We start from the raw sequence: 13,080 nt of genomic DNA, 5'->3' as shown, positions 1-13,080 counted from the left end.
CTGGCTGGCCGCTGACCGGGTGCCTGACCGCCGGATCAACCACAGTTTCGTCCCTGGTATCTGACAAGAACTGACAGGTATACCGGCCAGAGTGAGCCTAACCCGCGGGCCCGCACCTCCCACGTGCCGGCGGCCCGACGGGACCAGCAGACAGATGACGAGGAACGGAGTACGCACCATGACGACGCAGCCGAGCGGTACCGGCAGGTTCACCACCACCAGCTGGGAGGAGAAGCAGCCCGACGAGGCAAGGTCCGGGCCGCGCCTGGCCCATGCGTACACGACCAGCACGTTCGAGGGCGTCATCGAGGGCACCAGCGAGTCCGACTACGTGATGTATTACTCCGGCCAGGGTGAGGGCTGGGGTTCCGGGACCTACGCCGGCTATGAGCAGGTGACCGGGACCGTCGCCGGCCGCACGGGAACCTTCGTCCTTCGGCACGTCGGCGAGTTCGACGGCGCGAATGTCGGCGGCCGGTGGACCGTGGTCACCGACTCCGGCACCGGAGAGCTTGCCGGCATTTCCGGCGTGGGCGGCTTCACCAGTACCCATGGCGATCAGAGCACGCCCTACACGTTTGCGTACACCTTCGCCGGATGACACCGGCCCTGATGACATCCGCTCTGATGACACGGTCGAGGGAGGCTCTCCCCGCCGGCGAGGGTCGATCCGAGCCGAGGAGAAGGCGATGACGACGGACAATGCCGCACAGTACGACGCCAGCCGCGCACGGATCGCCGGCCTCGTGCGAGACGCTGACCCCACCACCCCCGTCGGCGCATGCCCGGGTTGGACGATCGGCGACCTGGTGGCGCACCTCGCCGGGTGCCTCGGCGACTTCCTCGCCGGCAGGTTCGCGGTCGACGAGGGAGACGACTTCGGCGAACGTACCGTCCGCGAACGCCGGCACCAGTCCATCGATGACTCGCTCGCCGAATGGGAGCGGAACCGGGCGACCGCGGACGAGACCCTCGCCGGCCCGATGGGTGGCGTTCTCGTCGCGGAGGTCATCTCGCACGAGCAGGACGTCCGGCAGGCGGTCGGCGCGTCCCGCGTCCCCGACGCCGAGGCTCTCCTGGAGGCTCTCGTCCGCCCGTTGCAGGAGATCGAGCGTAAGGCGCGGGAGGCGAGCCGCCCGGCGGTGCGGCTGGTGCTCGACGGTGAGCCCCGGCTGGTCGGCGTCGGCGAGCCCGGTGCCACCCTCACGGTGTCGGCGTTCGACCTGCTGAGGATCGTCGGCGGGCGGCGGAGCCGGTCACAGACACGGGAACTCGACTGGTCCGGCGACGATCCGGAGCCGTACCTTGATGCGCTGACGATGTTCGGTGGGTTCCGCGACACGCCGCTCGAGGAGTGAGGTCACGATGGTGCTGACGGTTGACCGCCGGCAGGTGCTGGCGTACCGCGTCGCGGCGCACGGACTCGCCCGGGACGTCAAGGATCCGCGCGACCTCGGGGTGCTCGACCTGGGCATCCAGGACTCGCAGTTCGGCACGGCCCGGCTGGCGCTCACCGCCCGGCTGCCGTTCGTACCCACGGCCGCTGCTGGCGACCCGGTGAGCGACGAGACGACGTACGCCCTGCTGTGGTCGTTCCGCGGCGCCCCTCACCTGCATCGGCGTACGGACCTGCCGGCGCTCACCGCCGCCCTCTGGCCGCTCGACGACGCTGACGCGATGACCCGGCTCGCGTCCGCCCGGAAGCCGATGGCGCAGGCGGGCATCTCCGGGCTGGAGGCGTTCACGGCCGCCGCGAAGGCGATGCGTGCCGTCGTCACCAAGGCCCTGCCGAAGGGCGAGGTGAGCGCCGGGGTGACGGCGGCCCTGCCGGACGCGTACGCCTACGCCTGCCGGTCATGCGCATCGACGCATGTCTACGGGTCGATCTTCCAGCTGGTCGGGCTGCCGGCGGGGGTGCGGCACGTACCCGACCGGGCTCCGTTGACGTTGGTACCGCTGGAGGGGCGCTCGCGCGTGCCGACCAAGGCCGCTGGGACGGTGGATGTCGTACGTACGTACCTGCGACTGCACGGTCCGGCGTCCGCGGCGGAGGCGGCGAGCTACCTGGGTACGACACAGGCGAAGGTCCGCACGGTCTGGCCCGACGGCCTCGCCGAGGTGAGCGTCGAGGGGCGCCGGTCCTGGCTTCCGGAGGAGCAGCTGCCCTTGCTGCGCAAGGCTTCGCGGGCCGCCTTCGTCCGACTGTTGCCGGCGCTCGATCCGTTCCTGCAGTCGCGCGATCGGGACCTGCTCGTGCCGGATCCTGGGCAGCAGAAGGCGTTGTGGAAGATCCTCGGCAACCCCGGGGCCCTGCTGGTGGACGGCGAGGTTGCCGGGACGTGGCGGGTCCGGGGTACGGGCAAGAAGAGGTTGACGGTGACGGTCGAGGCGTTCGGGAAGCTGTCGGCGAAGGTGCGGGCGGCCATCGACGGCGAGGCGGGTCGGATCGCTCAGCTCCGCGAAGCGAGCGACGTCGCGGTGTCGTACGGCTCCGGGTGAGAGCGGCACCCAGCGAGCTCGCCGGCGGGTGAGAGGGACACTCGGTGAGCGCGCCGGCGGGTGAGTGCGGCGCCGGTGAGCGCGGCACTGGGTGAGCGCGGCACCGGTGAGCGGGCCCCAAGCGGGAACCGAGCGGTGCGGGGCAGGGCAGTGCGGGGCGGGGCAGAACCGCAAATGACCACGCTGCCCATGCCTGTGGAAGCCGGAACAGGTGTCGGTACCTGTCCAACGACCAAAGGCATGGGCAGCGTGGTCACTTACCGCCGGCACTGGTGGGCAGCGTGGTCGTTTACCGCCGGCCCCGCCCGGGCGAAGACCTCCCGGAGCGTGCCGCCTACGAGAGGCCGTTCTGGGTGAGCCACTCCTCGGCAACGGCGGCGGGGTTCTGCTTGTCCACCTCGACCTTCGCTACGAGGTCGCGCAGCGTCGGCGTGTCGAGATTGGCCGATACGCCGTTCAGCGCCTCCGTCACCGTGTCGGACGCCTTGTCCTTGACGATCAACGGCACGACGTTCTGTGCGGTGAAGAGCAGCTTCGGGTCGTCGAGGACCACGAAGTCGTTCTGCGCGATCGCGGACTGGGTGGTGAACAGGTTGCCGGCGTCGACGCGTCCGCCCTTGAGCGCGGCGATCGTGAGCGGGCCCGCGACGTCGAGAGATGTGAACGACTTGAACTCCACGTCGTAGACCTCCTTCAGCCCGGACACGCCGGTCGGCCTGGTCTTCCACTCCGGCGGTCCGCCGAGCACCAGGTCCTTGGAGTGCGGCGCAAGGTCGCCGATGGACTTCAGCTTGTACTTGTCGGCAGTCTCCTGTGTGACGACCACCGCGTCCTTGTCCTCCGCGGACGACTTCTCCAGGACGGTCAGGTCACTCGGCACGGCAGACTGCAGGGCCGTGTAGACCTCGTCCGGCTTGGCGGCCGTCGCCTCCTCGTCGAAGTACTGCAGCAGCACGCCGGTGTATTCCGGCACGAGGTCGATCGAACCGTCCTCGAGGCCCTTGATGTAGGCCTCGCGGGCGCCGATGTTGAGCTTCTTCTCGACCTTGACGTCCTTGGCTTCCAGGGCGCCGGCGTAGATCTCGCCGAGCAGGACCGCCTCGGGGAAGTTGGCCGAGCCGACGGTGATCGTGTCGGCAGGTGCATCGGAGCCGTTGGGCGCCTCGGCCGTCTCCTCCGCCAGCGGATCGCCGCCGCCACCGCACCCGGCGAGTGCGAGGACGCTGACCGCGAGGGCCGCGAAGATCGTCCTTGTCGGTTTCATCAGGTGTCTCCTGTTCGGGTACGGACCTTGCGCAATCGGATGGATGGATGGACTCGGATGGGTGTCGTACGGAACTCCGGCTGCCCCCGCGTCCCGCCGCTACGCCGCGACGGGTTCGTGCTCGGTCGGGTCGGCCTCGACCTTTCCTGCGTCCTGCGTTCGGCGCCGCGCCGTGCGACGGCGGAGCCCCCGCGGCACCGCGAGCCACTGCGCCGCCGCCAGCACCAGTTCGACCACGACGGCGAGCGCCGCCACCAGCACCGCTCCCGCGAGCATCTGCGGATAGTCGCGGATCGCGATCCCGTCCATGACGAACTGGCCGAGCCCGCCCAGCCCGACGTACGCCGCGATGGTGGCCGTGGCGACGATCTGCAGCATCGCGCTGCGCAGGCCGGAGAAGACCAGCGGCAGCGCGCACGGCGCCTCGACCTTCGCGAGCACCTCGTGGCCGGTCATGCCCATGCCGTACGCCGCGTCCCGGGCGGCGAGGTCGACGCCCTGCACACCGGCGTACGTGCTCGTGAGGATCGGTGGAACGGCGAGGACGACCAGCACGGCGATGCTCGGCACCAGGAATCCGAGGTCACCGGGCAGCCGACTGATCAGCGGGAGGGTGACGAGAATCAGCAGCCCGAACGTCGGAAGCGCGCGAAGCGCGTTGGCCAGCCCGGCGACCATGAAGGTGCCGCGACCGGTGTGCCCGATGTACATGCCGAGCGGGATGCCGATGAGGGCGGCGAGCGTCAGGGCGAGCAGGGAGTAGCCCGTGTGCTCGATCAGCCGCTGCGTGATGCCTTCTGGGCCGCTCCAGTGAGCGGGGTCGGAGAGCCAGGCAGCGAGTTCCGCGATCATGCTGCGCTCCCTGCCCGTTGCCACGGGGTCAGTGCCCTGATCAGCCCGAGAATGATGCCGTCCAGGGCCAACGCGAGCACGACGCAGCCGAGAATGCCGACGATGAGCGGCGCCATGAAGTTCCGCGAGAAGCCGTCGGTGAACAGCAGTCCGAGTTCAGGGGTGCCGATGATCGCGGAGACGGCGACCAGGCTGACGTTGGAGACCGCGGCGACCCGAAGCCCGGCGCCGATCACCGGCACCGCGACCGGCAGTTCGACGCTCGCCAGCCGCCGCAGCCGGCGGTAGCCCATCGCGGTCGCCGCCTGGAGTACGTCGTCAGGGACGGTGGCGAGGCCGTCGGCGACCGTGCGTACGAGCAGAGCGACGGTGTAGACCGTCAGCGCGGCGACGACGTTGATCGGATCGAGGATCTTGGTACCCAGGATCACGGGCAGCGCGACGAACAGCGCGAGCGACGGGATGGTGTAGAGCAGGCCGGTCACGCCGATCATCGGCGGGTAGAGGTGGCGGTGGCGCCGGGCGAGCCAGCCCAGCGGGATCGAGATCGCCAGCCCCAGAAGGAGAGGCAGCACCGACAGCCAGGCGTGCCAGGCGAAATAGCCGCCCACCTGACCGGCGTTGCTGGTGAACCACTCGATCACCGCGGGGCTCCTGTCGTGGAGCCGGTGTCGTGCCCGCCGCGACCGGAACCTCCGTTGCTCCTGCCGTTGCCAGTCGTACCACCACCGTTGCCGCCGGCGGCATCGGAGGTCGGCGGGTCGAGGAGGGCCAGAACGGTCGCCGTGCTGACCGCGCCGACCAACCGCCCGTCGTCGTCAGCCATCACGCCGCGACCTGTCGGTGAGGACAGGGCGGCGTCGAGGGCACTGCGCAGCGAGCCGGTGACGCTGCCGACCGTGCCGCCGCGGTGGAGGAGTTCGGGCGTCACCTCACTGGTCAGCCGGCCGACGTCAACCCAGCCTTGCGGGCGTTGCCTGTCGTCGACGACGAGAACCCAGCCGTCGCGGGCCGTGGCGCGGGCCTGCTCGGCACTCGCCCCAAGCGCGACGGCGGGTTCGGGGTCGTAGGTGATGCCGTCGGCGGGCGTGAACGACAGCGCGCGATAGCCCCGATCCTTGCCGACGAAGCCCGCGACGAACTCGTCGACCGGTCGCGAGAGCAGCTCCTTGGGCGCGGCGAACTGCGCCAGCGTGCCGCCGGTCCGCAGGACGGCCACCTTGTCGCCGAGCTTGATCGCCTCGTCGATGTCGTGGGTGACGAACACGATGGTCTTGTCGAGCTCGTTCTGGAGGCGGAGGAACTCGTCCTGCAGGCCTTCGCGTACGACCGGGTCCACCGCGCTGAACGGTTCGTCCATCAGCATGACCGGCGGGTCGGCGGCGAGTGCGCGGGCGACTCCGACCCGCTGCTGCTGGCCGCCGGAGAGCTGCGCGGGGTAGCGCTTGGCGAGCTGGGCGTCGAGGCCCACCCGGTCGAGGAGTTCCATGGCCCGGGCGCGGGCCTTCGCGCGGTTCCAGCCCAGCAGGTAGGGAACGGTCGCGATGTTGTCGATCACCGTACGGTGCGGGAAGAGCCCCGCGTGCTGGATCACGTAGCCCATGCCGCGCCGGAGCTTGGCCGCGTCAGTGGCGGTGTTGTCGGCGCCGTCGACGAGGATCCGGCCGCCGGTCGGCTCCACCATGCGGTTGATCATCCGAAGGGACGTGGTCTTGCCGCAGCCGGAGGGTCCGACCAGAACGGTGATCTCACCTGACTCGGCGCGCAGGTCCACGCCATCGACCGCCACGGTCCCATCGGGGTAGCGCTTGGTGACGGACTCGAACTCGATCACGTCGGCCCTCCTCGGTCGACGGGCGGAATGGCGGTCCGCACTCTGCCGCTGGTCGCCGTGCCTGACAGCCACCGTGGTCGCGGCGCCGGGGTGGGCTCCGGATCACGTGCACCGGCTCCACCATAACGGTGCGTACGGACAAACCGGTCTGCGCGAAGGTCGCCCAGGAGCGGCAACAGCCAGTCGAACCTACCGGGCAGCACGGGAAAGGACCACGCGAGGTAGTGAGGCGAGGCAGTGAGGGAGTGGGTCCCGCCTTTCTCACCTTTCGGTCGGCGAGGAAGTGACCACGCTGGGTATGCGTACTGACGCCAGGCGGGGTGTCGACGCCCTGTCACGGCTCCGACCGCATGGGCAGCGTGGTCATTTCCCGCGAGGATCGCGAAAACGCCGGGCTGGCGACGACGGGAGACGGCGGGACCTCCTACTCTCGGGTACACCAGCGTTACCAGCGCTGTCCTGGCCTATCTTCCGCGAGGAGTGACCCGATGCGAGTCGCCGCGATCGTGTTCTCGACGGTGCTCACCCTGGTCGCGGTCGCGCTCGTCGCGCGAACCGTCGCCAGCATGGTCGGCGTGATCCGGCTCGGCCAGCCGGCGATCGGTCGTACGAATGAACCGGCACAGCGCTGGCGGACCATGCTGGTCGAGACGCTGACCCACACGAGGCTGCGGAAGTGGTCGCTGGTGGGGGCCGCCCACTGGTTCGTCTTTGTCGGGTTTGGGTTCCTGTTCCTCACCCTGGTCACTGCGTACGGCCAGATCTATGCGGGAGCCGACTGGGCGTTGCCGCTGATCGGACACTGGTGGCCGTACGAAATCGTCGCCGAACTCGTTGCCCTCCTGACACTTCTCGGCATCGCCTTCCTCATCGTGGTCCGCCAGCTGGCGCATCCGCGGCGGCTCGGGCGGCTCAGCAGGTTCGCGGGATCGACGTTCTGGCAGGCCTACTACGTCGAGTACACGATCGTCGCGATTGCCGCGTGCATCCTGGTGTTGCGCGGCCTCGAGGGAGCGCTCGCGGGTGGCGGCTGGTCGCTGCATCACGTGGTGAGCTATCCGCTGGCCATTGCTTTCGCGGGCCTGAGCCCGGCCGCGCTGGCCACCGCGATCATCGCCGTCGCGACCGTCAAGATCGCGGTGTCGATGGCGTGGTTCATCGTGATCGCGGTGAACCCGACGATGGGGGTGGCGTGGCACCGGTTCACTGGGTTCTTCAACGTCTGGTTCAAACGGAACGCCGACGGACGGGATGCCCTCGGTGCGTTGCCGGTGATGCACTCGGCGGGGAAGCCGATCGACTTCGAGGATCCCGGCGAGGACGACATCTTCGGTGCCGGCGCGGTCGAGAACTTCACCTGGAAAGGGCTCCTCGACTTCACGACGTGCACCGAGTGCGGGCGCTGCCAGTCGGTGTGCCCGGCATGGAACACCGGAAAGCCCTTGTCGCCCAAGGGTTTCGTGATGGATCTGCGCAATCATGCGTACGCGAAGGCGCCCTTCCTGCAGGCCTCGGAGGAGGCGCGGGCGGCGCTGCCCGATGCTGTGAAGGCTGAGGCCGACCGCGGCCTGGTCGGTCCGGTCGACGAGGGTTTCGTCATCGACTCCGACGTGTTGTGGTCGTGCACCACGTGCGGTGCCTGCGTGGAGCAATGCCCCGTTGACATCGAACACGTCGACCACATCGCCGACATGCGCCGTCATCAGGTACTGGTGGAGTCGGAGTTTCCGAGCGAGCTCAACCAACTCTTCCGCGGCCTGGAGAGCAAGGGGAACCCGTGGAACATGCCGCCGTCGGCGCGTCTTGACTGGACGAAGGGGCTGCCTTTCGAGGTGCCCGTGCTGGGTGGCGGGGTGGACGACCTCGGCGAGGTGGAGTATCTGTTCTGGGTCGGGTGCGCGGGTGCGTACGACGATCGCGCGAAGCGGACCACGCGCGCGGTGGCCGAGCTGTTGCACACGGCGGGCGTGTCGTTCGCGGTGCTGGGCGAGGCGGAGACGTGCACGGGCGATCCGGCGCGCCGGTCGGGCAACGAGTTCGTCTACCAGATGCTTGCGCAGCAGAATGTCGAGACGCTCCGCGAAGCCGGCGCGACGAAAGCGGTCGTGACATGTGCGCACTGCTTCAACGCGATCAAGAACGAGTATCGCCAGCTTGGTCTGGAACTGGAGGTCGTGCACCACACGCAGCTGCTGAACCGGCTTGTGCGGGAGGGACGGCTGACGCCGGTCGCGCCTGAGGCCGGCGCGGGCAGCGGCTCGGCGTCCCAGCCGATCACGTACCACGATCCGTGTTACCTCGGCCGGCACAACCAGGTGTACGAACCACCGCGTGAACTCCTCGGCGCCCTGCCCGGGGTGGAGGTCCGCGAGATGCCGCGCAGCGGGAGTCGGTCGTTCTGCTGTGGTGCGGGCGGTGCGCGGATGTGGATGGAGGAGAACATCGGCACCCGGGTCAACCTCGCCCGTACGACCGAAGCGGTCGACACCGGTGCCGAACGCATCGCGACCGGCTGCCCTTTCTGTTCGGTGATGCTGGGTGACGGGCTGACGCAGAAGCAGTCGGACGGTACGGCGGGGGACAACGTCGAGGTGATCGACGTGGCGCAACTGCTGCTGGAGTCCGTACGCCGCGGAACCCTTGCTCCCCGGGAAGACCAGGACGCCGCCGCGTCGACCGACTGAACCGCGCCGCCCGCGCCCTCTCCCGTGATCATGATCGTGATCATGAACGTTTTGTCGGTGTCTACGTCGCTTTTCCTTCATGATCATGGAACGGTCGGCTGATCGGCTCAGCTGCTGGCTCGGCTGGAACGGTCGGCTGATCGGCTCAGCTACTGGCTCGGCGGAACGGTCGGCTGATCGGCTCAGCTGATCGAGGGTGCACGGCGAACCGTTACGGATCAGGACGCCTCAGTGCTGGCGACGACCGCGAGGTAGGCCTCCTGCAGGTGCTGGCGAACGGTCTTGCCAGGCGGAGTGCCGCCGGGACGCTCCGGGCTGCCAACCGGGCTGTCCAGGTGCTCCTCGCGGAGTTCGGCCATGAACCGGTCCCACAGTTCGGAGCCGCCTTCGTCCAACAAGCGTGCCCGCACGGACAGCTCCTCGCTGACCGGCAGCCATTTGCTTCCCCAGGCGCCGAGCGCCGCCATGATCGGTACGAGTTCGATCGCGGGTTCGGTGAGGCTGTAGATCGCCTTCTGCTTGTGGGTGGGGTCGTCGCGCTTGGTGAGCATGCCTTCCTCGACCAGCCGCTTCAGCCGGTTGGCGAGGATGTTGGAGGCGATCTTCTCCTGCGATCCGTTCAGGAGTTCGCGGAAGTGTCGGCGGCCGCCGAAGATCATGTCGCGAAGGATGAGCAAGCTCCACTTGTCGCCGAAGATCTCGAGCGACAGGTTGATGGGGCATCCCGACCGGTGCGCCTCGGTCATTCGGAGCCTCCACCCGACTGGTTGCATTTCGAGAGCAGTTTATCTAGCATCGCAACTGCTTGCGAAGTGCAAGCGGTCTCCGGAAGCCAACAGGTCGAGCGGCCAGGAGGTTCGCTGACATGGCCACGTTCGTACTCATCCATGGCGCCGGTGACACCGGCTGGTACTGGCACCTGCTCGAGCCTGAGCTGCGCGCGCGGGGACACGACGTCGTTGCTCCCGACCTGCCGATCGACGACGACGCGGCAGGTCTCGAGGAGTACGCCGACGCAGTGGTCGCGGCCGTCGGGGACCGGAGGGATCTGGTCCTGGTCGCGCAGTCGGCCGGCGGGTTCACCGCACCGCTGGTCGCCGATCGGCTTCCGGTCGAGGTGCTGGTCCTGGTGGCTGCGATGATCCCCGCCCCCGGCGAGCCACCGCGCGACTGGTGGGGCAACACGGGGTGCGGGCCGGCGGTGCGGGAGCAGGCGGCGCGCGACGCTGGCAGGACTGGTCACAAGGACCCGTTCGTCAGCTTCTACCACGACGTACCGCATCACCTGGCGGAGGAGGCGTTGTCCAGGGAACGCCGGCAGTCGACGACTCCTGGCGATGCGCCGTGGCCGCTGGACTCATGGCCGGACGTACCGACGAGATTCGTCCTGTGCACCGAGGATCGCTTCTTCCCGCCGGAGTTCCTTCGCCGGCACGCCGCCCAGCGACTCGGCATCACCCCCGACGAGATCGCCGCCGGCCACTGCGTCGCGCTCAGCCGCCCGAAGGAACTGGCCGACATGCTGGCCAGCTACGTCGCGCCGCGATAGACGCCGTACGAGCAAGTCACCGTACGGACAGAATCGGCACCCGAGAGAGGGGTCGCGTCATGGCCAAGCTGATCTACACGTCGATCATGTCGCTCGACGGCTACATCGAGGACGAGGACGGCAGGTTCGACTGGAGCATGCCCGACGAGGAGGTACACGCCTTCATCAACGAGCATGAGGGGCCGCTCGGCACCTATCTCTACGGGCGCCGGATGTACGAGACCATGGCCGGCTGGGAGACCGACCCCACGCTCGCCGAACAGTCGCCGCTCATGCGGGACTTCGCCGAACTCTGGCAGGCCGCCGACAAGGTGGTGTACTCCAGGACGCTCGAGCAGGTCTCCACCGCCAGGACGCGGATCGAGCGGGACTTCGATCCCGAAGCGGTCCGGCAGCTAAGGCAGGCGGCCACCCGGGATCTCGCCGTCTCGGGCCCCGAACTCGCCGCTCATGCGTTCAAGGCCGGGTTGGTCGACGAGTGTCATCTGTTCGTCTCACCCATCATGGTCGGAGGCGGGAAGCGGTCTCTTCCCGAAGGCGTACGCCTGAAGCTCGACCTGCTCGAAGAGCGCCGGTTCGGCAACGGCGTGATGTACCTCCGCTACCGCACCGGGACGTGAGGTCGGCCCGCCCCCTGAGGATCGGCCCGCAGGCCTCCTGAGGTCGGTCGACGCCGCCCGGTCAGGAAGTCGAGGCCGCATCTCCAGGCGTGCCGCCTCGCCGACGTCACTCGACGCTTGACATGACGTCGTTATGACGCCACCATGGCGTCATGGAACTTACACCGTACGTCGAAAGCATTCGCCGCGACCTGACAGTCGCCGCGGAAGTGGCGGGTCAGGACGCCCGTGCCGCCGCGGAGCGACTGACCGCCGCGCTGGACGCCGCCGTACGGCTCGCGCTCATGGATGCGCTCTCCACTGCCGCAGACGAGGTCACCCGTGAACTCGCCCCCGGTTCGGTGGAGGTCAGGCTCCGCGGACGCGAGCCGGAGTTCGTGGTGTCCATGCCCCCGAGCGTTCCGGAACCGCCGGGCCCACCCGGCCCGCCGCCCGGACCGCCCCCCATCCCCGACGCCGAGCAGGGCACCGCCCGCGTGACGCTCCGGCTCCCTGAGTCACTGAAGACGCGGGCCGAGGAGGCCGCCGCCCGCGCGGGCATGTCGGTCAACACCTGGCTCGTCCGTGCGGTGGGCGTCGCACTGGAGGAAGCGTCGGCAGCCGACAGCCGAGGCGGCCGGGGCGGTCGACGGGACCGAGACGACCGCATGCGAGGACGTCGCGGCCCGCAGATCGGCCAACACTTCTCCGGTTGGGCCCGCTGACCGGACCGGCCACACAAGCTGCCCGCACCACAGCCTCGCACCCCCGCACCGTGTGCGCCTGCGCAGCAGGCGAGCACAACCCCCGCACCGCAAGCGCCCGCACGACAGCCGCCGGCACCACGCGGCAGGTTCGCCCGTCCCCACACCACGACGCCGAGAGCGGAGTTCGTCATGCCTACTTTTCCTACCCCTGAACCCATCACCCTGCGGCTCAAGCTGAACTCCGGCGAGGCCCACATCAGCGCGGGACCCCGTACCGAGACCGAGGTCGAGGTCCTCCCGAGCAACCCGAGCAACTCGCGCGACGTCGAAACCGCCCAGCACACAGCGGTCGAGCACCGCGACGGCGTGGTCGTCGTCGAGGCACCGGACGACCGGAGCTTCGGTCGTACCGGCTCGATCACCGTCCGGGTCTCCTTCCCGGACGGGTCCGCGGTACGGGGGTCGGTGGCATCCGCCGACGTCGGCGCCGACGGGCGGCTGGGTGCTGTGGAGTTGCACTCCGCGTCCGGCGACCTTCGCATCGATCACGCCGGCGACGTGACGATCCAGACCGCGAGTGGCGACGTCTTCTGCCGCCAGGTCGACGGTGACGCCAAGGTCCAGACGGCATCCGGTGACCTCCAGATCGCCACGGTGGCCGGACGCGCGCAGCTCTCCACGGCCTCTGGCGATGCACGCCTCGACGACGTAGGCGGAGACCTCCGCCTACAGGCCGCGTCGGGCGACCTCCAGGTCGGCACCATCGGTGGGTCGGTCGACGCGAAAACCGCCTCAGGAGATGTACGCATCGGATCCGTACGCCAGGGCGAGGCGTCCGTCGACGCGGCCTCGGGCGACATCCAGGTCGGCATCGCCGCGGGTACAGCCGCCTGGCTCGACCTGTCCTCACTGTCAGGCGACGTGAGCTCGGCGCTCGACCAGGCCGACGAGCCCGATGACAGCGAGCTCACAGTGTCGGTGCGTGCTCGTACGCTCAGCGGAGACATCTCGATCGTGCGAGCCCGCTGAGCCGCACCTGCTCCTTGCCCAACCGCCGGGCACCGTCCGGCTCGACGCCACCGACCTTCCCAC

At 69.1% G+C, this 13,080-nt stretch carries 13 protein-coding genes; 8 read left to right on the top strand and 5 right to left on the bottom strand.

Translation table 11 applies throughout. The features are described 5' to 3' along the window. Nucleotides 1-178: 178 nt before the first annotated feature. From ABNF93_RS13205 to ABNF93_RS13195, 3 genes are all read left to right on the top strand, one after another. Nucleotides 179-601 (top strand): DUF3224 domain-containing protein, encoded by a 423-nt coding sequence (locus tag ABNF93_RS13205; protein ID WP_349328270.1) that lies wholly within the window; start codon nucleotides 179-181, stop codon nucleotides 599-601. Nucleotides 602-689: 88 nt separating this feature from the next. After that, nucleotides 690-1,358, top strand: coding sequence for a maleylpyruvate isomerase family mycothiol-dependent enzyme (locus ABNF93_RS13200; RefSeq protein ID WP_349328269.1), 669 nt, complete (start codon nucleotides 690-692; stop codon nucleotides 1,356-1,358). A 7-nt stretch (nucleotides 1,359-1,365) separates the two neighbouring features. After that, nucleotides 1,366-2,499 carry a winged helix DNA-binding domain-containing protein gene (locus tag ABNF93_RS13195; RefSeq protein WP_349328268.1) on the top strand — a complete coding sequence of 378 codons (1,134 nt, stop codon included), beginning with the start codon at nucleotides 1,366-1,368 and terminating at the stop codon, nucleotides 2,497-2,499. Nucleotides 2,500-2,833: 334 nt separating this feature from the next. Here the strand turns inward: ABNF93_RS13195 and ABNF93_RS13190 are convergent, their stop codons facing one another. The 4 genes from ABNF93_RS13190 to ABNF93_RS13175 form a co-directional block, all read right to left on the bottom strand. Continuing rightward, nucleotides 2,834-3,763 carry an ABC transporter substrate-binding protein gene (locus tag ABNF93_RS13190; RefSeq protein WP_349328267.1) on the bottom strand — a complete coding sequence of 310 codons (930 nt, stop codon included), beginning with the start codon at nucleotides 3,761-3,763 and terminating at the stop codon, nucleotides 2,834-2,836. A 99-nt stretch (nucleotides 3,764-3,862) separates the two neighbouring features. Further along, nucleotides 3,863-4,615 (bottom strand): ABC transporter permease, encoded by a 753-nt coding sequence (locus ABNF93_RS13185; RefSeq protein ID WP_349328266.1) that lies wholly within the window; start codon nucleotides 4,613-4,615, stop codon nucleotides 3,863-3,865. Next, entirely contained in the window at nucleotides 4,612-5,259 is a 648-nt protein-coding gene (locus ABNF93_RS13180) for an ABC transporter permease (RefSeq protein ID WP_349328265.1), read from the bottom strand. The genes ABNF93_RS13185 and ABNF93_RS13180 overlap by 4 nt, the downstream gene beginning before the upstream one ends. Further along, nucleotides 5,256-6,449, bottom strand: a complete 1,194-nt coding sequence (locus ABNF93_RS13175; protein WP_349328264.1) for an ABC transporter ATP-binding protein — start codon at nucleotides 6,447-6,449, stop codon at nucleotides 5,256-5,258. The genes ABNF93_RS13180 and ABNF93_RS13175 overlap by 4 nt, the downstream gene beginning before the upstream one ends. 488 nt (nucleotides 6,450-6,937) lie before the next feature. On the opposite strand from ABNF93_RS13175, the gene ABNF93_RS13170 reads away from it, so the two are divergent. Next, nucleotides 6,938-9,133 (top strand): (Fe-S)-binding protein, encoded by a 2,196-nt coding sequence (locus ABNF93_RS13170; RefSeq protein WP_349328263.1) that lies wholly within the window; start codon nucleotides 6,938-6,940, stop codon nucleotides 9,131-9,133. A gap of 218 nt (nucleotides 9,134-9,351) precedes the next feature. Here ABNF93_RS13170 and ABNF93_RS13165 read toward each other — a convergent pair whose 3' ends face one another. After that, nucleotides 9,352-9,879, bottom strand: a complete 528-nt coding sequence (locus ABNF93_RS13165) for a winged helix-turn-helix transcriptional regulator (RefSeq protein WP_349328262.1) — start codon at nucleotides 9,877-9,879, stop codon at nucleotides 9,352-9,354. Between the two features lie 119 nt (nucleotides 9,880-9,998). Here ABNF93_RS13165 and ABNF93_RS13160 point away from each other — a divergent pair, with 119 nt between their 5' ends. The 4 genes from ABNF93_RS13160 to ABNF93_RS13145 all read left to right on the top strand — a co-directional run bounded on the left by ABNF93_RS13160 (nucleotide 9,999) and on the right by ABNF93_RS13145 (nucleotide 13,017). Next, entirely contained in the window at nucleotides 9,999-10,682 is a 684-nt protein-coding gene (locus ABNF93_RS13160) for an alpha/beta fold hydrolase (protein ID WP_349328261.1), read from the top strand. A 59-nt stretch (nucleotides 10,683-10,741) separates the two neighbouring features. Continuing rightward, entirely contained in the window at nucleotides 10,742-11,302 is a 561-nt protein-coding gene (locus tag ABNF93_RS13155) for a dihydrofolate reductase family protein (RefSeq protein WP_349328260.1), read from the top strand. A 152-nt stretch (nucleotides 11,303-11,454) separates the two neighbouring features. Next, nucleotides 11,455-12,006, top strand: coding sequence for a toxin-antitoxin system HicB family antitoxin (locus ABNF93_RS13150; protein WP_349328259.1), 552 nt, complete (start codon nucleotides 11,455-11,457; stop codon nucleotides 12,004-12,006). A gap of 171 nt (nucleotides 12,007-12,177) precedes the next feature. Next, entirely contained in the window at nucleotides 12,178-13,017 is an 840-nt protein-coding gene (locus tag ABNF93_RS13145; protein WP_349328258.1) for a DUF4097 family beta strand repeat-containing protein, read from the top strand. The last annotated feature ends 63 nt before the right edge of the window (nucleotides 13,018-13,080 follow it).

Origin of the sequence: Actinopolymorpha sp. B9G3 (genome assembly GCF_040120725.1) — a bacterium.
Taxonomy (GTDB): Bacteria; Actinomycetota; Actinomycetes; order Propionibacteriales; family Actinopolymorphaceae; genus Thermasporomyces.
Note: the sequence above shows the minus strand (reverse complement) of the source record. Positions and strands in the feature narration are given on the sequence as shown.

Coding starts and splice junctions, on each gene's coding strand:
- ABNF93_RS13205 (WP_349328270.1), top strand. CDS start 179: ATGACGACGCAGCCGAGCGGTACCGGCAGGTTCACCACCACCAGCTGG.
- ABNF93_RS13200 (WP_349328269.1), top strand. CDS start 690: ATGACGACGGACAATGCCGCACAGTACGACGCCAGCCGCGCACGGATC.
- ABNF93_RS13195 (WP_349328268.1), top strand. CDS start 1,366: ATGGTGCTGACGGTTGACCGCCGGCAGGTGCTGGCGTACCGCGTCGCG.
- ABNF93_RS13190 (WP_349328267.1), bottom strand. CDS start 3,763: ATGAAACCGACAAGGACGATCTTCGCGGCCCTCGCGGTCAGCGTCCTC.
- ABNF93_RS13185 (WP_349328266.1), bottom strand. CDS start 4,615: ATGATCGCGGAACTCGCTGCCTGGCTCTCCGACCCCGCTCACTGGAGC.
- ABNF93_RS13170 (WP_349328263.1), top strand. CDS start 6,938: ATGCGAGTCGCCGCGATCGTGTTCTCGACGGTGCTCACCCTGGTCGCG.
- ABNF93_RS13165 (WP_349328262.1), bottom strand. CDS start 9,879: ATGACCGAGGCGCACCGGTCGGGATGCCCCATCAACCTGTCGCTCGAG.
- ABNF93_RS13160 (WP_349328261.1), top strand. CDS start 9,999: ATGGCCACGTTCGTACTCATCCATGGCGCCGGTGACACCGGCTGGTAC.
- ABNF93_RS13155 (WP_349328260.1), top strand. CDS start 10,742: ATGGCCAAGCTGATCTACACGTCGATCATGTCGCTCGACGGCTACATC.
- ABNF93_RS13150 (WP_349328259.1), top strand. CDS start 11,455: ATGGAACTTACACCGTACGTCGAAAGCATTCGCCGCGACCTGACAGTC.
- ABNF93_RS13145 (WP_349328258.1), top strand. CDS start 12,178: ATGCCTACTTTTCCTACCCCTGAACCCATCACCCTGCGGCTCAAGCTG.